The sequence below is a fragment of the Pelomonas dachongensis genome (genome assembly GCF_043555865.1).
GTDB lineage: Bacteria > Pseudomonadota > Gammaproteobacteria > Burkholderiales > Burkholderiaceae_C > Pelomonas > Pelomonas dachongensis.
In genome coordinates, this window is record NZ_JBIGHY010000009.1 from 79517 (window position 1) to 100235 (window position 20719).

Consider the following 20719-nt stretch of genomic DNA (forward strand, 5'->3'; position numbering starts at 1 on the left):
CATCGCCATGAACACCGACCAGCCCCTGAGCCTGCGTACGCGGCTCGCCGTCATCGCCTGCCTGTCACTGCTGCTGGGCGCCCTGCCCGGCGCGCTGCTGCTGAGCGGCTACGTCGCCCAGCAGCGCACGGCCGACCTGCAGCACCGCGCGCTGCCTGCCAACCAGGCCTGGCAGGACCTGCTGGCGCGCCTGCAGGCGCAGCGCGGCCTCGCTGCCGAGGCGCTGTCGACGCAACCCGACCGGCGCCCGCAGGCTGTCGCGGCAGCGCAGGAAGTGCGCGCCGCACTGGCCACGCTGGAGAGCCGGCTGGACGATGGCCTGGACGCCCCGCTGGCCGCCGCGCAGCGCGACCGCGTCACCGAGCTGCGCCAGGCCCAGGAGCAGCTCGCCAGGCTCATTGCCGAAGGGCCACTGGACGTGCCACGCCTACTGACCGCTCAGGCCGCGCTGGCAGACACCGCCTTCGAGGCGCTGGCGCAGCTGAACGCCGGCACGGGCCTGCTGCTGGACGCCGATGCCGCCTCTCGCTTCGCCATCGAGGCCGGCCTTCAGATAGCGCCGCGCGTGCAGGACGCGCTGTCCGAACTGGCCGCGCTGGCCCGCGCCGCCGCGGTGGACGACACGGCGCGCATGGCCAAGGCCCACACCCGCTACCGCGAACAGGCCGCACAGATGCAGCTGCAATTGCAGCTTGCCCTGCAGGCCGACGACCCCGACCTGAACCGGCGCCTGGCGCCGCTGCTGCAGACGGCACGTGCCCAGCGCGACCTTGTCGACAAGACGCTGGACGAGGCCGCGCGCGACGTTAACTTTCCGCTCGACCAGCTGGCCACCCGGCTGGCCGAGGCAGGCGCGCTGCAGGCGCGGCTGAGCGCCCAGGTCATGCAGGTGCTAGACGCCGGCCTGTCGGCGCGCGCCGAGCGCGCGTCGCTGCGCCGCACCCTGCTGCTGGTGCTGCTGCCTGCCGCGCTGGCGGCCATGCTGTGGCTGATGCTGCGCGCCATCCGCCAGCTGCTGGTGCCGGTGGGCCAGATGGTGGCGGCGACCGAGCGCATCGCCGCTGGCGACCTCAGCCAGCCCGTGCCGCAGGGCCGCCGCGACGAACTGGGCCGCGTGCTGGCCGCACTGGGTGACATGCAGCGTCGGCTGCGCGGGTTGGTGGAGCGCATCCACGAAGACGCCGGCGGCATCCGCCACGCCGCGCGCGAGATCGCCGCCGGCAACCACGACCTGGCCCAGCGCACCGAGGCCGCAGCCGCGCGGCTGCAACAGACCGCCGGCCATGTGCAGCTCCTGGCCGTGGCCGTGCGCCACAGCAGCGAGGCCGCGCTGGACGCCGAGGGCCTGGCCGGCTCGGCTGCCGACGTGGCCTCGCAGGGCAGCCGCGTGGTGGGTGATGTGGTGGGCACCATGCACGCCATCGCCGACGCCAGCCGGCGCATCGCCGACATCACCGGCCTCATCGACGGCATCGCGTTCCAGACCAACATCCTGGCCCTGAACGCCGCCGTCGAGGCAGCACGGGCGGGCGAGCAAGGGCGCGGCTTTGCCGTCGTCGCCGCCGAGGTGCGCGCGCTGGCCCAGCGCAGCGCAACGGCCGCGCGCGAGATCAAGACGCTGATCCAGCAATCCGTCGAACGCGTGGAGTCTGGCACGGCCCAGGCGGCCGAGGCCGGTGGCGCGGTCACAGCCATCCTGGGCAAGGTGCGCGACATGAGCGCGCTGATCCACACCATGGCGCAGCAGACCCGCGCCGAGGCGCAACAAGCCACCGAGGTGGGCCAGGCCGTGCAAGTCATCGACGCGATGACGCAGCAGAACGCCGCGCTGGTTGAGCAGGCCGCCGCGTCTGCCGACAGCCTGCGCCAGCAGGCGCTGGGCATGGACGCCACGGTGAACAGCTTCCGCCTCTGACCCCGGTGGCGGCGGGGTCGGCAGGCCCTTCCTACAATCGGCTGGTGAACCTCGATGCCGCCCTCAACGCCGACCTGCATTGCCACTCCGTCATCTCGGACGGCACGCTGACGCCCGAGGAGCTGGCCGGCCGGGCGGCGGAGCGCGGCGTGCAGCTGTGGTCGCTGACCGACCACGATGAGATCGCCGGCCAGGCCCGCGCCATCGCCGCGGCCCGCGCAGCCGGCATGGCCTACCTCACCGGCACCGAGATCTCCGTGACCTTCGCCGGCCGTGTCGTGCACATCGTGGGCCTGGGCTTCGACCACACCGCCCCCGAGATGATCAACGGCCTGCGTGCCACGCGCGGCGGCCGCGAAGCACGCGCTCGCGACATGGCGGCGAGCCTGCTGGCCGAGGCCGGCATCGCCGGGGCTTTCGAGGGGGCACTGAAGTACGTGGGCAACCCCGAGCTGATCTCACGCACTCACTTCGCGCGCTTCCTCGTCGATGCGGGTCACTGCGCCGACATCCCCGAGGTCTTCCGCCGCTTTCTCACCGAGGGCAAGCCGGGCTTCGTGCAACACCGGTGGGCGGCGCTGAAGGATGCGGTCGGCTGGATCCATCGCGCCGGCGGCGTGGCCGTCATCGCGCACCCGGGCCGCTACGACTTCACGCCCACCGAGGAGTACGCACTCATCACCGAGTTCATGGCCCACGGCGGCCGCGGCATCGAGGTGGTCACCGGCAGCCACACGACGGCCGAGTTCCAGCAGTACGCCGACACGGCCGAGGAGTTCGGCCTGCTGGCGTCGCGCGGCTCGGATTTCCACAGCCCCGAGGAAAGCCGCGTCGACCTGGGCGCGCTGCCGCCGCTGGCGGGCAAGCTGTCACCCGTGTGGGCCGAACTGGCCGACCGCATCCACGCCTGAACCATGGCCCAGCTGTTCGAAGTCCACCCCGACAACCCGCAGCCGCGCTTCCTGCGCCAGTGCGCGCAAATGCTGCAGGCAGGCGGGATCGGTGCCATTCCGACCGACTCCAGCTACGCCTTCGTTTGCCACCTGAACGACAAGACCGCCGCCGAGGCGCTGCGCCGCGTGCGCGGCGTGGACGACAAGCACCACCTGACGCTGCTGTGCCGCGACCTGTCCGAGCTGGCCACCTACGCGATGGTGGACAACCGCCAGTACCGGCTGCTGAAGCTGGCCACCCCCGGCGCCTACACCTTCATCCTGCCGGCCACCAAGGAGGTGCCGCGGCGGCTGTCCCACCCCAGCCGACGCACCATCGGCCTGCGCGTGCCGGAGCACCGCGTCACGCAGGAGCTGCTGGCGCTGTTCGGCGAGCCTCTGTTGTCCACCACGCTGATCCCACCCGGCGAGAGCGAGCCGATGAACGACGCCGGCGAGGTGGCCGAGCGGCTGGACCGCCAGCTGCAGTTCATCCTCGATGCCGGCGCCTGCCCGGCCCAGCCCACCACGGTGCTGGACTTGAGCCAGGGCGAGGAGCCCATGCTGGTGCGCCAGGGCCGGGGTGAGCTGGCGCGCCTAGGCTTACAGCTGGATTGATGGCAGCTCGGCCCGCGCGCTGCGGGGCGCGACGGGGCAAGAGGCCGGCTTCTGCGCAGCTCATCCAGCGTTTTTGCAGTTCATCCAGCGCCACCCGCGATTGATCGCAGGCGGCTGGAAGCGACCGGCTGCGGTAACGAAACTGACTCCATCGAACAAGCAATCACGCGGTTCGAAACCCACCCAACGGAGTCCATCATGAACGTGCAAGACCGCCTCTTCGCTGCCGCCATCGCCGCTGTAGCAGCCTTGTCTTTTTCCGTCGTCGCACACGCTGCGCCGCAAGATGTCGTCAAGCTGGAGCGCGTCGTCATCACCGGCAAGGCCACCCGTGAAGTCGCCCAGCTGCCCCGCGTCGTCGTGACCGGCTATGCCCAACGTGACGTGGCACAACTGCCGCGCGTGACCGTGGTCGGCTACAGCGACGCCACGCTGCTGCGCCAGATGACGCTGGCCGCCGCCAAGACCACCAACCCGCGCGCCTGAGCCCGGCGTCTGAACGCCATGCGGATGACGCCCTTTTCCATTACCGCCGAGCCGAGCCGCCAGCGCTGCAGAGTCAGCGCTGCCGATTCGGCTCTGCCTCGCGCTACTGCAGGATTTCGATGATGCGGGCGCGGTCGAAGCCCATCACCGTCTGGCCCCGCACGATCAGCGTGGGCGTGCCCATGCCGCCCAGCGCCTGGTAGTCGGCACGGCATTGCGCGTCGCGCTCTACGAAGCACTCGTCGAACGCGATGCCCTCGTCCTGCATCCAGCGCCGCGCCGCGGTGCACCAGCCGCAGGTCTCGGACGAGATCATGCGGATGTCCCCCGGCTGCACGCGCTGCGCGAGCAACTCGCCGTCCACCGACTTCACATGGCTGCGCCAGGCCCACGACGCGGCGGCAGCGAGTGCGATGACGACGAGCAGGGAGCGTGGGGGCAGGTTCATGCCCCGAGCTTAAGCGCGTGTCAGTAAATCTCGGGGACGATGAGGTCATCAGGTACGGGATGGCGGATGTAGTCCTCGCGCCGCTCGCGGGCCGGCAGCTCGATGTCGGCGTGCGGCACGTCCTGGTAGGGCATCTGCGAGAGCAGGTGGCTGATGCAGTTCAGCCGCGCGCGCTTCTTATCGTCCGCCTTGACGACCCACCACGGCGACTCGGGCGTGTGCGTGCGCTCCAGCATCACCTCCTTGGCCTGGGTGTAGGCCTCCCAGCGGCGGCGCGACTCCAGGTCCATCGGGCTGAGCTTCCACTGCTTCAACGGGTCGTGGATGCGACCCAGGAAGCGCACGCGCTGCTCGTCGTCGCTGATGGAGAACCAGTACTTGATGAGCTGGATGCCCGAGCGCTGCAGCATGCGCTCGAACTCGGGCGCGGAGCGGAAGAACTCCTCGTACTGCTCGTCGGTGCAGAAGCCCATCACGCGCTCGACGCCGGCGCGGTTGTACCAACTGCGGTCGAACAGCACGATCTCGCCCGCCGCCGGCAGGTGCGACACATAGCGCTGGAAGTACCACTGCGTGCGCTCGCGGTCGTTGGGCGCCGGCAGCGCAGCCACGCGACACACGCGCGGATTCAGCCGCTGCGTGATGCGCTTGATGACGCCGCCCTTGCCCGCCGCGTCGCGGCCCTCGAACAGAATGACGACCTTGTGCCCCGTGAGCTGCACCCAATCCTGCAGCTTGACCAGCTCGCTCTGCAGCCGGAACAGCTCGCGGAAGTAGCGCTTGCGCTGGGTGGACACCTCCGGCGGCTCGTCGCCGGCCGCCATGCCGAAGTCGCGGTCCTCCAGCTCCAACTCCAGCTCTTCGTCGAAATCGTCCTGCAGGTCACGGTGAATGCGCTTCACCAGTTCGTCTTCAAGGTGGCTCACGGGCGCTCCTGGCCGCGACAGCGGCGAACACAACAGGCTAGCGGTCTCCTATGCAACGCCTGTGACAGCACTGAGTTTGCGCGGTTCCAGCGCCGGCCTGCAGTGGGTGGACGCTTGTCGCTACAGTGGCCTTTCATGAACATACTCACCTTTCTCGGCGGCCTGATCCTACTGATCGTCGGCGCCGACCTGCTGGTGCGCGGCGCGTCCAAATTGGCCTTGTCGTTCGGCATCAGTCCGCTCGTTGTCGGGCTCACCATCGTCGCCTTTGGCACCAGCGCACCGGAGGTCGCTGTGAGCCTGGGCGCCGTGCTCGAGGGCAAGACCGACATTGCGATTGGCAACGTCGTGGGCAGCAACATCTTCAATGTGTTGTTCATCCTGGGTGTCAGTGCGCTCATCACGCCGCTGGTGGTCAACATCCAGCTCATCCGGCAGGAAGTGCCGATCATGATTGGCGCGAGCCTGCTGCTGCTGGCACTCGGACTGGACGGCCGACTGTCGGCCATCGACGGTGGCATCCTCTTCGTGCTGCTGGCGTCTTACACCGTCTTCCTGATCGTGCAATCGCGGCGTGAAACGCAGGCGGCCAAGGACGAGTTCGCTGAAGAAATCAAGCCTGCCTCAGCCGGTGCCTGGGACGATCGGCTGCTCGTCCAGCTGCTGCTGATCGGTGCCGGCCTGGCGGCGCTGGTGCTCGGGTCAGACTATCTCGTTCAGGCGTCGGTGAGCTTCGCCAAGGCGATGGGCGTGAGCGATCTCGTCATTGGCCTGACGATCGTTGCCGCCGGCACCAGCATGCCCGAGGTGGCCACCAGCATTGCTGCGGCAATCAAAGGCGAGCGCGACATTGCGGTGGGCAACGTGGTCGGCAGCAGCACCTTCAACATTCTGGGCTGCCTGGGCCTGTCGGGCCTGGTGTCGGGTCACATGGGCCTGCCCATGGCGCCGTCGCTGCTGGCCTTCGACATCTGGGTCATGCTGGCCGTGGCGCTCGCTTGCCTGCCGGTCTTCATCACGGGCCGCGAGATCGCACGCTGGGAAGGAGGCGTCTTCTTGGGCTACTACGTCGCCTACGTCGCCTACCTGATCCTCGCAGCGCAGCAGCACGATGCGCTGCAGGCGTACTCGGCCGCCATGCTCAGCTTCGTCATCCCGCTGACGGTGGTGACCCTGGTGGCGGTGCTGATCCGCCGCCCGGCGTCCACTCAGCCCGGCACGCGGTAGTTCGCCGCCCCGAACAGGTCGATGCCGCAAGCCAGCTGCTCGACCCAGTCGATGAACTCGTGCACGGCCGCGCCCACCATGGGCGAGCCGTGCTGGGGCGCAATCATCTGGATGTCCAGCTGACGCGCCATCGCCGCCCACAGGCGCAGCACCTTGTTGCTGACCATGTAGCGGCGGTGGAAGCCCTCCATGCGCGGGATGTGCGCGGCCAGCGATGTGACTGGCTGCTCGGGATTCATGCTGACGCCCATCGAGGCCCCCAGGTCACCGGAGAACAGGATGCGGCTGACCGGGTCGTAGAACTGGAAGTTGCCCTCGGCATGCAGGAAGTGCGCGGGCAGTGCCCACAGCTCGAAGCGCTCATCGCCCGTGCCCAGCCGCAGCCGCTCGCCGGCGTCCGGCAGGCCCACGATACGGCCCGCCGTCTTGCCAGGCTTGCAGAAGTGCGGCGCGAAGCGCTCCCACACGCGCGAGATGTAGACCGGCGCCTCGGTGGCCGTCATCCAGCGGTCCAGCGAGGCAATGATGTCCGGGTCCGCATGCGAGGCCAGGATGGCCGCGAGCTTGTGCGGCGAGAAGAACGCAGACATGCCCAGGTACAGCTCGTGGTAAGCGATGTTGCCCCCGGGGTCGAGGATCGCGCCGGTGTTGCCGTTGACCAGCAGGAACTGGTTGGACTGCACGGCGTCGCCGCCCTCGTCCCCCAGCCGGGCGAACATGACGCAGACATGCCGATCCTGGCGGAACAACTCGATTGACATCGTGACTACCCCGGGCGGTGATGTTGGGCACGCAGGCTACTCGGAGCGCCCGACATGGGTCTTGCGCGGGATCAAGGCCACATGCGGCAGCTGTATGCATTTACAGTCTCGCCCTTTCCGCTTGCCAGATGCCTTGATCCCATGAGCCTTGCCGACGTCCGCGCGGCGCTGAATGCCGAGCTGTCGGCCACGCCCGAGTACTACGACTTCAAGGTGCTGAAGAGCGAGCGCGACGGCAGCCTGTGGCGCGTGACGCTGGAGCCGGGCTATGTGTTCGCCGAAGGCCAGCGGCCCGGCGCGGCGTCGGCGACCGCGCTGCTGGATGACAGCCTGGACGGCGCGTCGGCCTGGTGGGGAGCGCCCGTCAAGGGCGGCGCCAGCGTGCTGGCCGTCGTCGCCGAGGACGACCAGCTCGTGCTGCAGAACGCCAGCAGCGCGCCACCGCCGGCCGACCACCTGATCCGGCTGTACCCGACGCGCTTCCTGAACGCCGTGGCCGACGCGTGGTGGGACACGGCCTGGGCTGGAACCGCCCTGGCCTGCCTGCCGGACCTGTCCCGGCCGCAAACCGTCGAGGCCGGGCCGGCACTGACGGGTTCGCCGTTCCGCTGGCTGCGCGCGGCGCAGCGTCAGGCGCTGCGCCTCATCGGCCACAGCAGCGCCTTTCTGTGGGGCCCGCCCGGCACCGGCAAGACCACCTCGCTGGGCGTGCTGCTGGCCGAGTACCTGGACACGCGGCCCCACGCGCGAGTGCTGCTGCTGTCCACCACCAACCACGCGGTGGACCTAGCGACGCTGGCGGTCGACAAGGCGCTGCAAAAGGGCCGGCGCGAGCCGCTGCGTGCCGGCGTGCAGCGGCTGGGCACGCGCTTCGACGCAGCAGCCTACGAAGGCCGCGAGCACCTGATCCCGACCGAGGACACCGCGCTCATCGCGCGCCTGGCGCGGGCCGAAAGCCAGCGGCCGTCCGCCCGCGACGCCACGGCGCTGAAGGCCTGGGCCGACCGCGTGGCCGCGCTGCGCGACGAGTTGCGTGCGTCGTCGCTGAAGGTGCTGCAGCGCTGCCGGCTGGCGGCGATGACGACCACGCGCGCCGCCTTCACGCTGAAGTCGCTGCGCGAGTTGAGCGCCGACGGCGAGCCGCCGTTCGATCTGGTCGTGTTCGACGAGGCCAGCCAGGTCAGCCTGGCGCACACGCTGGCGCTGATGCCACTGGGCCGTGCGCGGCTGTTCGCGGGCGACCCGCAGCAGCTGTCACCGGTGCTGCGCAGCGACGACCGGCTGGCGCGCCGCTGGCTGGGCCGCTCGGCTTTTGCGGAGATGCCGACCACGGGCGCCTCGGTCGCGCTGCTGGACGAGCAGTCGCGCATGGCCGCGCCCATCGGCCATCTCGTCAGCGAGCTGTTCTACGACGGCGCATTGCGCGTGGCCGCCGACGTGGCCGCCGACTGGCGGGCGGCCAGGCAGCGCGTGCTGGGCGACATCGGTGCCGACGTGCATGTGCACCTGCACCGCGTAGCGCGCGATGGGGGCTGGTCGGCGCACGAGCGCGGGCCGGTGCGGCGGGAGTCGGCCGACGCCATCGCCGCGCTGATCGCGCAGGCGCTGACGCAGGGCTGGCTGGCCGAGGAGTTGATCGTGCTGACGCCGTTCCGCGCACAGCGGGCGCTGATCCGGCAGTGCCTGCGTGCGCACGACGTGCCCGACACGGTGCGCGTCAGCACCGTGCACCGCGCGCAGGGCAGCGAGGCGCCGGTGGTGCTGTTCGACCCAGCCGATGGCGCTCAGCCCTTCCTGCAGGGCGAGGACGCGCAGCGACTGCTGAACGTCGCACTGAGCCGCGCGCAGGCCAAGCTGGTGGTGTTCGTGTCACCGGCGGACGCCGCGGGCGCGTTCTTGGCGCCGCTGGTTCGCAAGCTGCGGCTGGCGGCGGACACGCGCACCGCGCAGCCGCTGGAGGAGCTGGCGCGTGAGCCGGGCTTCCCGGCCAGCGCGGTCGGTCGCCGCGTCACGGCCGGCCGGCATGCGGGCGAGGTGGTGCGCGCCAGCACGGACGGCCGCGAGTTCTGGCTGGTCAATGAAAAAACCGGTGTCGAGCAACGCTTCGACACCGGTTTCTGGCTGCAGCGCGCCGCCGCAACCTAGTCACTTGGCCAGTTGGGGACAGGGCTACTCGCTTCGCTCGGGCGGTCTGTCCCGCAAATCATCAGATGGCCGCCGTCACGACGATCTCCACCTTCCACTCCGGGCGCGCCAGGCCCGCGATGACGGTGGCGCGCGGCGGTGCGTGGCCGTCGGCGACCCAGGCGTCCCACGCGGCGTTCATGCCGGCGAAGTCGGCGCGGTCGGTCAGGAATATCTGCGCGCGCAGGATGCGGGTCTTGTCGGTGCCGGCGCGGGCCAGCAGCTTGTCGATGGCGGCAAGCACCTGGGCCGTCTGGCCGGTCACGTCGGCGGTGGCGTCCTCGGGCACCTGGCCAGCCAGGTAGGCGACGCCGTTGTAGACGGCCATCTCGGAAAGGCGGGCGCCGATGTCGAAGCGTTCAACGGGGGCGGAAGTGCTCATGGTTTCTTTCGGGACTTGTGGGGGGGGTTGACGGCGGGCTTGGCGGCGGCAGCACTCGCCTTCTGGCCCAGCTTGCTCTCGGTGCCGGCCAGCAGCTTCTTGATGTTGGCCTGGTGGCGCCAGACCAGCAGCAGGCCCATGATGATCAGGGCGAGCGCCGTGGGTCCGGCTTCCCAAATCAGCAACTGATACATCGGCGCGAACGCGGCCGCCACGATGGCGGCCAGCGAAGAGTAGCGGCTGAACCAGGCAATGATGAGCCAGGTGGCCAGCGTCGCCACGCCCAGCAGGGGGTTCAGCGCCAAGATGACGCCTGCCGCGGTGGCCACGCCCTTGCCGCCCTGGAACCGGAAGAACACCGGCCACAGGTGCCCCACGAACGCGGCCACGCCCACCAGCGCGGCCGTGCCTTCGCCCAGGCCCCAGCGCGGGCCCCAGATGAACACGGCCAGCACGGGCAGGTAGCCCTTCAACGCGTCGAACACCAGCGTCAGCACGGCCGCGGCCTTGTTGCCCGAGCGCAGCACGTTGGTGGCGCCGGGGTTGCCCGAGCCGTAGGAGCGCGGGTCCGACAGGCCCATCACGCGACTGACGATGACGGCGAACGACAACGACCCGATCAGGTAGCCCGCGAGCGCGGCAATCAGGGGGAGGATGTTTTGCATGGGGCGGCATTGTCATGCAGCCGCCCGGGTCCGGGCGCCCCCCCCGCTCAGCGCCTGCGGTCGACGACGGCCGGCACCAGCGCCAGCACGCCCAGAGCCAGCAGCGTGGCCAGCACGGCCGTGGTCTCGCGGCCCAGGCCGCAAGCCACACCGATGGCGGCGGTCATCCAGATCCCGGCGGCGGTGGTCAGCCCCTGCACGTCTTCCTCGCTGGCGCGCTTGACGATGGCGCCGGCGCCCAGGAAGCCGATGCCGGTCACGATGCCCTGGATGACGCGGCTCATGTCGGCCACCTGCATGCCGTCCAGCTCGGGCACCAGCACGAACATCGCCGCGCCCATGGCCACCAGCATGTGCGTGCGGATGCCGGCCGCCTTCCCCTTACTTTCGCGCTCGTACCCCAGCAGGCCGCCCAGCACCGCGGCGAGCAGCATGCGGATCAGGATGCGCGTGACCTGCTCCGCGTCAGGCACATCTGAGAACTCGGCGCGCAGCGTGGTCAGGATGGTTTCCAACATGGCGGCAAGTGTGGCAAACGGCGCGCCTGCCCGCGCGACACCGCTTCAGTTCGCGCAGTTCACGGGCCGGGCACCCAGCAGCTCGGTCAGCACGCGCGGCTCGATGCCCACCAGGTAGCCGCGCCGGCCACCATTGATGCAGACCTTGTCCAGCGCCAGGATGGACCCCTCCACGAACACCGGCATCGCCTTGCGCACGCCAAACGGCGACGTGCCACCCACCTGGTAGCCGCTGTGGCGCTGGGCCACGTCGGGCTTGCAGGGCTCGACCTTCTTGCACGGGATCTGCCGCGCCAGCTCCTTCAGGCTGACCGTGCAGTCGCCATGCATCAACACGATCAGCGGGTCCGCTTTCTCGTCCTGCATCACCAGCGTCTTCACGACCGCATGCTCGTCCACCCCCAGTTGCTTGGACGACTCGGCCGTGCCGCCATGCTCGACGTAGTCGTAGACGTGCTCGGTGTAACTGATGCCGGCGCGCTTCAAGGCCTGCGTCGCCGGGGTCTCGCTGACGTGACTGCTCTTCTTGCTCATGGCGTCATTTTCGGGGTAGTGACGAATTCTTCTTAACGGCAACTATTTATTGTTTTACAGTAAGTTTTTCTCGTGACCCGAAGACCGCCATGCCTGACTCCTTCTCCGCCGACGGTCTGCGACGCATCCGGCGCCTGTCGTGGGTTGTGCGGCTGCTGAGCCTGGCGGGTGCCCTCTTCATCGGCACCATGCCCTTCCTGTTCTGGGCGCAGCCCGACTGGGTGGCCGAGGTCGTGACGCAGCAGTGGGGCATTCCCAAGATCCAGCTCGACATGCAGGCACGCCTGGGCGCGATGCTCGCGTCGCTGCTGCCCGCCGGCGTCGTCGTGTTCGCGCTGTCGCAGATGTGGGCGCTATTCGGCTGCTTCGCGCGGGGTGAACTGCTGGCGAAGCTGCCTGCCAGCCACCTGCGCCGCATCGGCGTCGCGCTGTGCCTGCTGGCGGCAGCGCAGCCCGTGGGCCGCACACTGGCCATCCTGGCGCTGACGCTGGGCAACCCCGAGGGCGAACGCCAGCTGTGGCTCGGCCTGTCGTCGGACCACTACCTGTCTCTGCTGTTCGGCCTGCTGCTGCTGGCGCTCGCGCAGGTGCTGCACGAGGCGGCCCGCGTCGCCGACGAAAACGCTGAATTCGTCTGAAGAACATGAGGCCCCCACGTTCGCTTTGCTCTCAGCCCACCGAGGGGGCGCGTCCGCGCCTCTGGACGGCCGGGCGACGCTGACATGCCCATCGTCGTCACCCTCGACGTCATGCTCGCGCGCCGCAAGATGCGTTCGCGTGAGTTGGCCGAGCGCGTGGGCATCACCGAAGCCAACCTGTCGCTGCTGAAGAGCGGCAAGGTGCGCGGCGTGCGCTTCGACACGCTCGCCCGCATCTGCGACGTCCTGCAATGCCAGCCCGGCGACCTGCTCGGCTGGGAGGCCGGCCCCGAACCTCCCGAAGACTCCTGAGATCCCCATGCGCCTGCTTGCCTGCTGCCTGATCCTCGCAGCCACCACTGCCCACGCCCAGAACGCCGTGCTGCCTCCGGTTACCACGGAGCTCAAGCGTGACGGCAGCGTGCTGCCCTACGCTACCATGAACAGCCTGCTGACCAAGCTGCGCCAGCACAGCGAGGGCCTGTTCCGCCTGGACTTCAAGGTCGACGCCGAGAAGTCGAAGAAGCCGCTGCCGGAGATGCGCATGGCCGTGCGCAGCGACGACGCCGACTACCCGATCAAGATCGAGGCCGACGGCCGCTTCGACCTTCCGGTGCTGTCGGAGGCCGAGGCCAAGACCGCAGACCTCGCGACAAACGCCGCCAAAGGCGAGATGGCGGTGCGCGGCACGGTCGAGATTACCGTGCCGCCCGAGCAACTGACCATCGCCAAGGTGCGCCAGCTCATGCGCGTGGCGCGCACGCTGCGCGAGGAACTGCTGCCCTGGTACCTGCGCTTCCTCTTCCCGCGCATGCAGGCTGTGCGCATCTGCAGCGCCACGCCGAGTTGGGAGCTGGAGTGGCGGGAGCAGAACGGCCAGCTGATGGGGCTGCCGCTGCCGCAGGCCAGCGGCGAGCGCGAACCCTTCACGCCCAAGGGCGAGGCCAGCCGACCCTGCACGCTGCTGACCGGCCAGGAGAACTGGCCCGAAGCCGCCCGCCTGGTGCCGCCACCGGGCACCAAGCTCAGCATCAAGATCTGACCCCTGCATGAACCACCGCTGGCTTGCGCGCCTGGCCGTCGTGGCCCTGCACCTGGCGCTGCTGGCCGCGCTGTGGATGCATCGCCCGCCCCGCCACGACGGGGGCGAACGCCGGCTGACGTCCGTGCGCCTGATCCTGCCCAGGCTGCCGCCGCCCCGCGAGTCGGAACGCCGCACGGCCAAGTCGTCGCCCTTGCCGCCCGCGCCCGCACGCCCCCCCGTGCTGCCCCAGGTCTCGCAGGTGCCGCCGGTCGACGCGATCACCGAAACACCTGCCCTCCCGCAGGCCGCCACCACACCACTGCCGGCGCAAGCTCCAGCCCCGCCCACCGAACCGCCCCGCACCACGCTGCGCCTGACGCTGCCGCCCGGCTACGCCGCCTCGGCCCTCGCCGGGCGCAACCCGGCGCTGGACGACCCGCGCAGCAACACCCCACGGCTGACGTTCGAGCAACGCATCGCCGACGCCCTGGGCGGCGGCGACTGGGTCGAGGAGAAGACCAGCGAGAACAACGTCCAGTCCGTCGGTGCCCTCGGCGAACACCGCACCGTCCTGCGTCGCGGCAACACCTGCGTGGAGTTGTTCCGCTCACGCATCAGCGACATGGACCCCTTCAACGGCAACGTCGCGCCGCGCGCGGCGCGCATGGTGGGCAAGAGCTACAAGTGCCGGTGAGCTGACCCACCCTGCGCGCGCTGCTGCTCCTGCAGCCGCAGCACGCGGCGCTGCACCTTGCCGGTGGAGGTCATCGGCAACGCTGCGATGAACTCGATCTCTTTGGGGTACTCGTAGGGCGCCAGCCGCGCCTTCACGTGCGCCTGCAGCGCCGCGACCAGCACCGCGTCGCCCGCATGACCGTCGGCCAGCACCACGTAGGCCTTCACCAGCGCGCCGCGCTCGGCGTCGGGCTTGGGCACGACGGCCGCGTTGGCCACCGCCGGGTGCTTCAGCAGGCAGTTCTCGATCTCGCCAGGGCCGATGCGGTAGCCGGCGCTTTTGAACTGGTCGTCGGCGCGGCCCTCATACCAGAACGTGCCATCGGCCTCCAGGCGGGCCAGGTCGCCGGTGAGGCACCAACTACTCGAAGGGTCGCCGGAGAACTTGGCGCGCGTCGCCGCCGCGTTGTTCCAGTAGCCAAGGAAGAACACCGGGTCGGGCTCGCCATGCCGGTCACGCGCGTGCACGACCACCTCGCCGATCTCGCCGGGCGCGCACTCGCGGCCGGCCTCGTCGATGACGGCCACGCGGTGGCCCGGATACGCGCGCCCCATGCTGCCGGGCCGCGCGGGCCACAAGGCCCGGCAGTTGCCGACGACGTAGTTCATCTCGGTCTGGCCGAACATCTCGTTCAAAGTGACGCCAAGCGCGTCGCGGCACCACGTGAACACCGCCTCGCCCACGGCCTCGCCGGCACTCATCAGCGAGCGCAGCCGCAGACGCTGGCCCGCCGGGCGCGGCCCGGCCTTCATCATGGCCTTCAACGCGGTCGGGAACAGGAAGCTGTGCGTCACGCCGTACGCCGCCATCAGCGCGAACGCGCGCTCCGGCGAGAAACGCCCCTGCCCCGCCACGATCGGCCGGCCGAAGTACAGCGTGGGCAGCAGCGCATTCATCAGCCCGCCTGTCCAGGCCCAGTCGGCCGGGCTCCAGAAGATGGCGTCCGAAGGCTGTTGCACATCAAAGGGATCGAAGCCGAACCAGTCCTGGCTGGCGACGAAGCCCGGAAGGTTGCCGATCAGCGCCCGCTGCGGCAGCAGCGCACCCTTGGGGTTGCCGGTGGTGCCGCTGGTGTAGAGCAGGATGGCCGGGTCGTCGGCGCGCGTGGCGACGCGCCGGAAGCTCGCGGCCTCGGCCTGCAGCGCGTCCATCCACGGCAGCTCGTCGCAGGCCGGCGGGCATTCGCCGACGACGATCACGCGGCGCAGCGCCGGGCAGGCCGCGCGAGCCTCGCGCAACGCTGGCATCGCCTCGCAGGCGGCGATGGCCAGCACGGCGCCGCTGTCCTGCAGACGGTAGGCGAGTGCGTCGGCGCCGAACAGCATCGACAGCGGCAGCACCACCGCGCCGATCTGCTGCAGCGCGATGTGCGCCACCGCCGTCTCGAAGCGCTGCGGCAACAGCACCGCGACGCGGTGACCGCGCCGCACGCCCTGGGCCAGCAGCGCGTTGGACAGCCGATTGGCGGCGCGCTGCAGCTGCGCAAAGCTGTACTGCGCGCGGCAGCCGCTCTCGCTGTCAAACCAGATGGCGGTGGCCTTCGGCGTGTCGCGCGCCCAGCGGCCACAGCAGGCCTCGGCGATGTTGAAGTCGTCCGGCACTTGCCAGCGGAAGGCGGCATGCAGCGCGGCGTAACGGTCGTCGGCCATGTGGCCCCCGGGTGCGACAAAGGCGCCGATGCTAGCCACCGGCCTCGCGGCGGGACTCGGGACTAGCCCGGGGGCCGGACGGGTTGGCGGGCCAGGTCTTGCGCGACGCGCGGCGTGGCGTTGCGCGCGGCCGGCCGCTCAGATCCCCAGCCAGCTGGAGGGCGACCACATGCTGGGACGGTCGCCGTCGGCGTAGCGCTGCAGCGCATCGCCAGTCAGGCGGCAGATGCGCCAGTCGGGCAGCACTTCGGCGCCCAGCTTCTGGTAGAAGCGGATGGCGTCCTCGTTCCAGTCCAGCACGGTCCAGTCGAAGCGGCCGTAGCCACGCTCGCAGGCCAACTGCGCCAGCTGGATCAGCAACGCCTTGCCCAGGCCGGAGCGACGATGCGCAGGGCGGACGTACAGGTCTTCCAGGTACAGGCCCGGCCGAGACAGGAAGGTGGAGAAGTTCGTGTAGAACAGCGCGAAGGCGACGATCTCGCCCTCGATCTCGCCCACCAGACACTCGACCAACGGCGAGTCGCCGAACAGGTGCGGCGCGAGCTTGTCGGCCGTCACTTCGAGCAGGTGCGTCAGGTTCTCGAACTCGGCCAGCTCCTCGATGAGCTGGACGATGGCGTGGAGGTCGCGCGGCTCGGCGGCGCGGATGTCGTGGGGTGCGGGCATGGTGGGCCATTGTCGACGGACGGCGCTGGCCTACAGTGCGGATATGCCCGATGTCTACCTTCCCCGTCGCACGCATCGCAGTGAGTTCCTGAGCCTTCGCGGCCTGCGGCATCACATCCTCCGTTGGGGCGAAGCCAGCGCGAGCCGGCCGCCACTGGTCCTGCTGCATGGCTGGATGGACGTGGGCGCCTCGTTCCAGTTCGTCGTCGACGCGCTGCGGGAAGAGCGCGAGGTCATTGCGCTGGACTGGCGCGGCTTCGGGCTCAGCGCGACGTCGGGCGCCGACAGTTACTGGTTCCCCGACTACCTGGGCGACCTGGACGCGCTGCTGGACCGCGCCAGCCCCGACGCCCCCGTCGACCTGGCGGGCCACAGCATGGGCGGCAACGTCGTGATGAGCTACGCCGGGGTGCGCCCGGGCCGCATCCGCCGGCTGGTGAACCTGGAAGGTTTCGGCATGCCCGACGTGTCGCCCGCTGCCGCGCCGGAACGCCTGGCGCGCTGGCTGGACGAGCTGAAGGCCCCGCCGGCGCTGCGCCCCTACGCCACGCTGGCCGACGTGGCCGAGCGGCTGCGCAAGAACAATCCGCGCCTGTCCGCGGACAAGGCGGCCTGGCTGGCCCGGCACTGGGCCACCGAGACGCCCGAGGGCTTCGCGCTGAACGCCGACCCCGCGCACAAACTGACCAACCCGCAGCTGTACCGCAAGGCCGAGGTGCTGGCCTGCTGGCAGCGGATCACGGCGCCCACGTTGTGGGTGGAAGGCAGCGACGACCAGCTGGCGCGCTTCTGGGCCGGCCGCTACACACGCGAGGATTTCGAGGCGCGGCTGGCGGTGGTGCCGCAGCTCGAACGCGCCGTGCTGCAGGACGCCGGCCACATGCTGCATCACGACCAGCCCGAAACTCTGGCCGCGCGGCTGGAACTATTTCTCGGTTGACCTGAGCCTGTCGCGCGCAGCAGCGGCCGCCACACCGCCAGACTCGAGAGGCCGGCAGAATTCCGGCCATGGTGGGTCACGACACGGGGACACGACAGGGTAGCGGCCGCCGCGCCTGGCTCGCGCAGGCGTTCGCGCTCGCCGCGCTGGGCGGCAGCGCCGTGGCGCAGGCTGCGGAGTGCGCGCGACCGCTGCGGGTCGCGGTGTCGGACCTGGGCGTGGGTGCCTACGTCGAGGACGGACAGATCCGCGGCCTGATTCCCGACCTGGTCCGTGAGCTGCAAGCCCGCACCGGCTGCCCGCTCCAGCTCGTCTTCATGCCGCGCGCGCGGGCGCTGCTCGATTTCGACAAGGGCGGCATCGACATCATCACCTCCATGATGCAGAGCCCGGAGCGCGACCGCATCGCCGCCTACCTGCCATACGGCTACACCAAGCACGACCTGCTGGTCGTGCCCGAAGCCGCTGCAGGCGTCGGCGGGCTGGCCGATGTCATCCGGCGGCCGGACCTGCGCCTGGGCGTGGTGCGGGGCATTCGCACCAGCAGCCGCGTTGACACGCACCTGGAGCAACTGCTCGCGATCCGCCGTGCCGAGTACTCGCCCGACTTCGCCAACCTCGCCGCCAAGCTGGCGGCCCGCCGCATCCAGGTCGCACTGATGCCCAACGCCCTGCATGTGAAGCTACGCCGCGACGGCGCGCTGCCCGCCGACCTGGTCGTCATTGACGAGCCCGAGGCCCGACCGCAGAGGCTGGGCCTGTACGTGAACCGGCAGGTGGTGCCGCCGCGCATGATCGCGCGGTTGCAGCAGCAGCTGGCGGAGATGGTGCGGCGCGGCTGGGTGCGGCAGGCCTATGTGCAGCACTTCGGCGAGGCCGAGACGCGGCGCATGGAAAGCGCGCTCGGCGCACGCTGACCCGACGCGGCGGCACGCTCAGTGCGGCCCGTCCTGGCGGTCCCGGCCCTCCTGAGCGTCCAACCGCCGCATGCGCCACGCGTAGTACACGACGATGACGCAGAAGCCCAGCAGCGCGCCCTGCGAGGCGAGCCAGAACGCCAGCGGCCAGCCAAACACCTCCACGCTGAGCTCGCGCGCGAACCACACCGGCGCGAACGCGACCAAGCACCACGCAAGCAGCAGCCAGGCCGTCAGCCGGCGGGTGCGGCGCCAGTAATCGGCGCGGGCGGCCGGCGTGCTCATTCCAACAGCCCCCACTGCTGCAGCATGAAGGCGTAGGTGCGCGCGGTCTCGCGGAGCGCGTCGAAGCGGCCAGAGGCGCCGCCATGCCCAGCCGTCGTGTTGATGTCGAACAGCACCGGTGCGCTGCCGGTGTTCAGCGTGCGCAGCTTGGCCACGTACTTGGCCGCTTCCCAGTACGGCACCTGGCTGTCGTTGATGGCCGTCTTGGCCAGCACGGCAGGGTAGGCGGCGGGCCTGAGGTTGTCGTACGGGCTGTAGGCGCGCATCCAGGCGTACTCAACTGCATTGTTGGGGTTGCCCCACTCGATGTATTCCTCGGTGGTCAGCGGCAGCGAGGCATCCAGCATCGTGTTGATGACATCCACGAACGGCACCTGCGCCACCACGGCCTTGAACAGGTCGGGACGCAGGTTGGTGGCCGCGCCCACCAGCAGGCCGCCGGCGCTGCCGCCATGGATGATGAGCTGGCTGGGCTGCGTGTAGCCCAGCTGAATCAGCGCCTCCGCGCAGGCGACGAAATCGGTGAAGGTGTTCATCTTCTTGCCGAGCTTGCCGTCCAGGTACCACTGCCGCCCGAGGTCGCCGCCGCCGCGGATGTGGGCGATGGCGTAGATGACGCCGCGGTCCAGCATGGACAGCCGCGGGCTGGCGAAGCGCGGGTCGCTGGGAATGCCGTAGCTGCCATAGCCGTACAGCCACAGCGGCTGCGGGCCGGCGCGGCGCTTGTCCTTGCGCCAGACCAGGCTGACGGGCACCTTCACGCCGTCGGTCGCCGTCACCCAGACGCGCTCGCTCGCGTACAGGCTCGCGTCGTAGCCGCCCTGCACCGGCTGCACCTTCAGCAGCGCGAGCTTGCCGGTGACCAGGTCGGCCTCGTAGGTGCTGGTGGGCGTGGTGAGCGAGTTATAGGCGAATCGCACGCGCGGCGCGTCGTACTCGCGCTGCGGCGCCAGCACGGCGCTGTAGGCGACCTCGCTGAACGCCAGCTCGCGCGGCGCGCCGCCGGCCGATGGCAGCAGCGGGTAGATGCGCAGCTTGACCGAACCGCCCTCGCGGATCTGCGCAACGGCGTGCGTCTTGAACGCCGCCACCTGCTCGATCATCGCGTCGGTGCGAGGCGCGATCAGCTCGCGGCCGCGCTTCAGGTCCTGCATGCCGAAGAGCGGCCCGGCACCCGGCTTCATGGGCAGGCGCAGCAGGCGGTAGTTGACGCCGCGGTCGTTGATGCGCAGCAGCAGCTCGCCGCCGAACGGCGTGACGGCGTACTCCTGGCCGGCCTTGCGCGGCAGCACCTCGCGCCAGCGGCCCTCGGGCTGGTCGGCCGGCAGCACGCGCCAGTCCAGCGTGTCCTTGGACCTCGAACCCAGCATCAGCGTGCGGCCGTCGAGCGACTTGCCCAGCTCCAGGTTGAACAACTCGCTCGGTTCCTCGTGCACCAGCACGTCGGGCGCGGCGGCCCCGAGGCGGTGGCGCCACAGCTGGTGCGAGCGGCGCGCCTCGTTGTGGCGGATGTAGAACAGCGTGCGGCTGTCGGCGGCCCAGACGAAGGCGTCGGCATGCGGCGTGCTGCTCAGCACGCGGTCATCGCCGGTGGTGAGGTCGCGCACGTGCAGCTCGAAGTCGCGTGCGCCGGTGGCATCCACGCCATAGGCCAGCAGCCGGTCATCCGGGCTCACCGCCATGCCGTTCAGGTTGACGAACTTGCGCGTGGCGGCCAGCTCGTTCAGGTCGACCAACAGTTGCTCGGCCGCCTGCGGATCGTGGGCGCGGTCCGCACCGCGGGCAGCGCTACGGAAGTAGATCGGGTACTGCTTGCCCTCTTCCGTGCGCGCGCCGTACCAGTAGCGCCCCTGGCGCTGCGGCACGGCCGCGTCGCGCTGCTGCACGCGGCCCTTCATCTCCTCGAACAACCGTTCCGTGGCCGCCGCGTGCGGCTTGAACCACGCATCCGCGTAGGCCGCCTCGGCCTGCAGGTGCGACTGAACCTCGGGCGCGTCCTTCTCGCGCAACCAGAAGTAGTCGTCGATGCGGCGGTCGCCGTGCACGCTGACGTCCTTCGGCTTCTTGGCGGCAACGGGGGCAGTGGGTGTATTAGCGCTGGCCAGGCTGGTGGCCAGGAGCAGGCTGGTGGCAAGCGCGGCCGTGTGAGCCAGTGCGCGCCAGCGAGGCAGAGAAGGCATGGTGAGGGTCTCCTGCCAGGCGCTGCCCGCGGCAGCCGGTCCCGGCGGCCCGGAGTTTGCCTGCTCGCCATGCAAAAATCCTCGTCTT

At 70.1% G+C, this 20719-nt stretch carries 23 protein-coding genes; 12 read left to right on the plus strand and 11 right to left on the minus strand.

Going from position 1 to position 20719, the window contains the following annotated elements:
* Positions 1 to 7 precede the first annotated feature (7 nt).
* The 4 genes from ACG02S_RS21240 to ACG02S_RS21255 all read left to right on the plus strand — a co-directional run bounded on the left by ACG02S_RS21240 (position 8) and on the right by ACG02S_RS21255 (position 3951).
* Positions 8 to 1915, plus strand: coding sequence for a methyl-accepting chemotaxis protein (locus ACG02S_RS21240; RefSeq protein WP_394472486.1), 1908 nt, complete (start codon positions 8 to 10; stop codon positions 1913 to 1915).
* Positions 1916 to 1959: 44 nt separating this feature from the next.
* A complete protein-coding gene (locus tag ACG02S_RS21245; protein WP_394472487.1) occupies positions 1960 to 2826 on the plus strand; it encodes a 3',5'-nucleoside bisphosphate phosphatase in 867 nt (288 codons plus the stop codon).
* Positions 2827 to 2829: 3 nt separating this feature from the next.
* A complete protein-coding gene (locus ACG02S_RS21250) occupies positions 2830 to 3465 on the plus strand; it encodes an L-threonylcarbamoyladenylate synthase (RefSeq protein WP_394472488.1) in 636 nt (211 codons plus the stop codon).
* Positions 3466 to 3663: 198 nt separating this feature from the next.
* A complete protein-coding gene (locus ACG02S_RS21255; RefSeq protein ID WP_394472489.1) occupies positions 3664 to 3951 on the plus strand; it encodes a hypothetical protein in 288 nt (95 codons plus the stop codon).
* Positions 3952 to 4054: 103 nt separating this feature from the next.
* Here the strand turns inward: ACG02S_RS21255 and ACG02S_RS21260 are convergent, their stop codons facing one another.
* Positions 4055 to 4399, minus strand: a complete 345-nt coding sequence (locus ACG02S_RS21260) for a glutaredoxin family protein (protein ID WP_394472490.1) — start codon at positions 4397 to 4399, stop codon at positions 4055 to 4057.
* A 20-nt stretch (positions 4400 to 4419) separates the two neighbouring features.
* A complete protein-coding gene (gene ppk2, locus ACG02S_RS21265) occupies positions 4420 to 5325 on the minus strand; it encodes a polyphosphate kinase 2 (protein WP_394472491.1) in 906 nt (301 codons plus the stop codon).
* 135 nt (positions 5326 to 5460) lie between these two features.
* Between ppk2 and ACG02S_RS21270 the strand changes: the two genes are divergently transcribed.
* Positions 5461 to 6552: a calcium/sodium antiporter gene (locus tag ACG02S_RS21270; RefSeq protein ID WP_394472492.1), complete on the plus strand. Its 1092-nt coding sequence runs from the start codon at positions 5461 to 5463 to the stop codon at positions 6550 to 6552.
* On the opposite strand, the gene ACG02S_RS21275 is transcribed toward ACG02S_RS21270, so the two are convergent.
* Positions 6534 to 7313 (minus strand): oxygen-binding di-iron domain-containing protein, encoded by a 780-nt coding sequence (locus ACG02S_RS21275; protein ID WP_394472493.1) that lies wholly within the window; start codon positions 7311 to 7313, stop codon positions 6534 to 6536. The genes ACG02S_RS21270 and ACG02S_RS21275 overlap by 19 nt on opposite strands.
* A 141-nt stretch (positions 7314 to 7454) precedes the next feature.
* Between ACG02S_RS21275 and ACG02S_RS21280 the strand changes: the two genes are divergently transcribed.
* A complete protein-coding gene (locus tag ACG02S_RS21280; RefSeq protein ID WP_394472494.1) occupies positions 7455 to 9458 on the plus strand; it encodes a DEAD/DEAH box helicase in 2004 nt (667 codons plus the stop codon).
* 61 nt (positions 9459 to 9519) lie between these two features.
* Here the strand turns inward: ACG02S_RS21280 and ACG02S_RS21285 are convergent, their stop codons facing one another.
* From ACG02S_RS21285 to ACG02S_RS21300, 4 genes are read right to left on the minus strand one after another with little or no spacing between them, the layout of a single operon-like run.
* The gene (locus ACG02S_RS21285) at positions 9520 to 9879 is read right to left on the minus strand and encodes a RidA family protein (protein ID WP_394472495.1); all 360 of its coding nucleotides are present in this window, start codon (positions 9877 to 9879) and stop codon (positions 9520 to 9522) included.
* A complete protein-coding gene (plsY, locus tag ACG02S_RS21290) occupies positions 9876 to 10544 on the minus strand; it encodes a glycerol-3-phosphate 1-O-acyltransferase PlsY (RefSeq protein ID WP_394472496.1) in 669 nt (222 codons plus the stop codon). The genes ACG02S_RS21285 and plsY overlap by 4 nt, the downstream gene beginning before the upstream one ends.
* Positions 10545 to 10591: 47 nt before the next feature.
* A complete protein-coding gene (locus ACG02S_RS21295) occupies positions 10592 to 11062 on the minus strand; it encodes an MgtC/SapB family protein (RefSeq protein WP_394472497.1) in 471 nt (156 codons plus the stop codon).
* 45 nt (positions 11063 to 11107) lie between these two features.
* Positions 11108 to 11596, minus strand: coding sequence for an aminoacyl-tRNA deacylase (locus ACG02S_RS21300; RefSeq protein WP_394472498.1), 489 nt, complete (start codon positions 11594 to 11596; stop codon positions 11108 to 11110).
* An 89-nt stretch (positions 11597 to 11685) separates the two neighbouring features.
* On the opposite strand from ACG02S_RS21300, the gene ACG02S_RS21305 reads away from it, so the two are divergent.
* The 4 genes from ACG02S_RS21305 to ACG02S_RS21320 all read left to right on the plus strand — a co-directional run bounded on the left by ACG02S_RS21305 (position 11686) and on the right by ACG02S_RS21320 (position 13952).
* Positions 11686 to 12234 carry a DUF2975 domain-containing protein gene (locus ACG02S_RS21305; RefSeq protein ID WP_394472499.1) on the plus strand — a complete coding sequence of 183 codons (549 nt, stop codon included), beginning with the start codon at positions 11686 to 11688 and terminating at the stop codon, positions 12232 to 12234.
* Positions 12235 to 12318: 84 nt separating this feature from the next.
* On the plus strand, positions 12319 to 12546 hold the full coding sequence (locus tag ACG02S_RS21310; protein WP_394472500.1) for a helix-turn-helix domain-containing protein: 228 nt from the start codon (positions 12319 to 12321) through the stop codon (positions 12544 to 12546).
* A gap of 7 nt (positions 12547 to 12553) precedes the next feature.
* Positions 12554 to 13276 (plus strand): hypothetical protein, encoded by a 723-nt coding sequence (locus ACG02S_RS21315; RefSeq protein WP_394472501.1) that lies wholly within the window; start codon positions 12554 to 12556, stop codon positions 13274 to 13276.
* A gap of 7 nt (positions 13277 to 13283) precedes the next feature.
* Positions 13284 to 13952 (plus strand): hypothetical protein, encoded by a 669-nt coding sequence (locus ACG02S_RS21320; protein WP_394472502.1) that lies wholly within the window; start codon positions 13284 to 13286, stop codon positions 13950 to 13952.
* Here the strand turns inward: ACG02S_RS21320 and ACG02S_RS21325 are convergent.
* Entirely contained in the window at positions 13937 to 15643 is a 1707-nt protein-coding gene (locus tag ACG02S_RS21325; protein WP_394472503.1) for an acetate--CoA ligase, read from the minus strand. The two genes, ACG02S_RS21320 and ACG02S_RS21325, sit on opposite strands and share 16 nt — an antisense overlap.
* Before the next feature lie 138 nt (positions 15644 to 15781).
* Entirely contained in the window at positions 15782 to 16309 is a 528-nt protein-coding gene (locus tag ACG02S_RS21330; protein ID WP_394472504.1) for a GNAT family N-acetyltransferase, read from the minus strand.
* 43 nt (positions 16310 to 16352) lie between these two features.
* On the opposite strand from ACG02S_RS21330, the gene ACG02S_RS21335 reads away from it, so the two are divergent.
* Complete coding sequence (locus tag ACG02S_RS21335; protein WP_394472505.1) at positions 16353 to 17249, plus strand: alpha/beta fold hydrolase; 897 nt, start codon at positions 16353 to 16355, stop codon at positions 17247 to 17249.
* A 68-nt stretch (positions 17250 to 17317) separates the two neighbouring features.
* On the plus strand, positions 17318 to 18166 hold the full coding sequence (locus ACG02S_RS21340; RefSeq protein WP_394472506.1) for a substrate-binding periplasmic protein: 849 nt from the start codon (positions 17318 to 17320) through the stop codon (positions 18164 to 18166).
* Between the two features lie 18 nt (positions 18167 to 18184).
* On the opposite strand, the gene ACG02S_RS21345 is transcribed toward ACG02S_RS21340, so the two are convergent.
* Positions 18185 to 18451 (minus strand): DUF4212 domain-containing protein, encoded by a 267-nt coding sequence (locus ACG02S_RS21345; protein WP_394472507.1) that lies wholly within the window; start codon positions 18449 to 18451, stop codon positions 18185 to 18187.
* The gene (locus ACG02S_RS21350) at positions 18448 to 20631 is read right to left on the minus strand and encodes a S9 family peptidase (protein WP_394472508.1); all 2184 of its coding nucleotides are present in this window, start codon (positions 20629 to 20631) and stop codon (positions 18448 to 18450) included. Before ACG02S_RS21350 ends, ACG02S_RS21345 begins: the two co-directional genes overlap by 4 nt.
* Between the last annotated feature and the right edge of the window lie 88 nt (positions 20632 to 20719).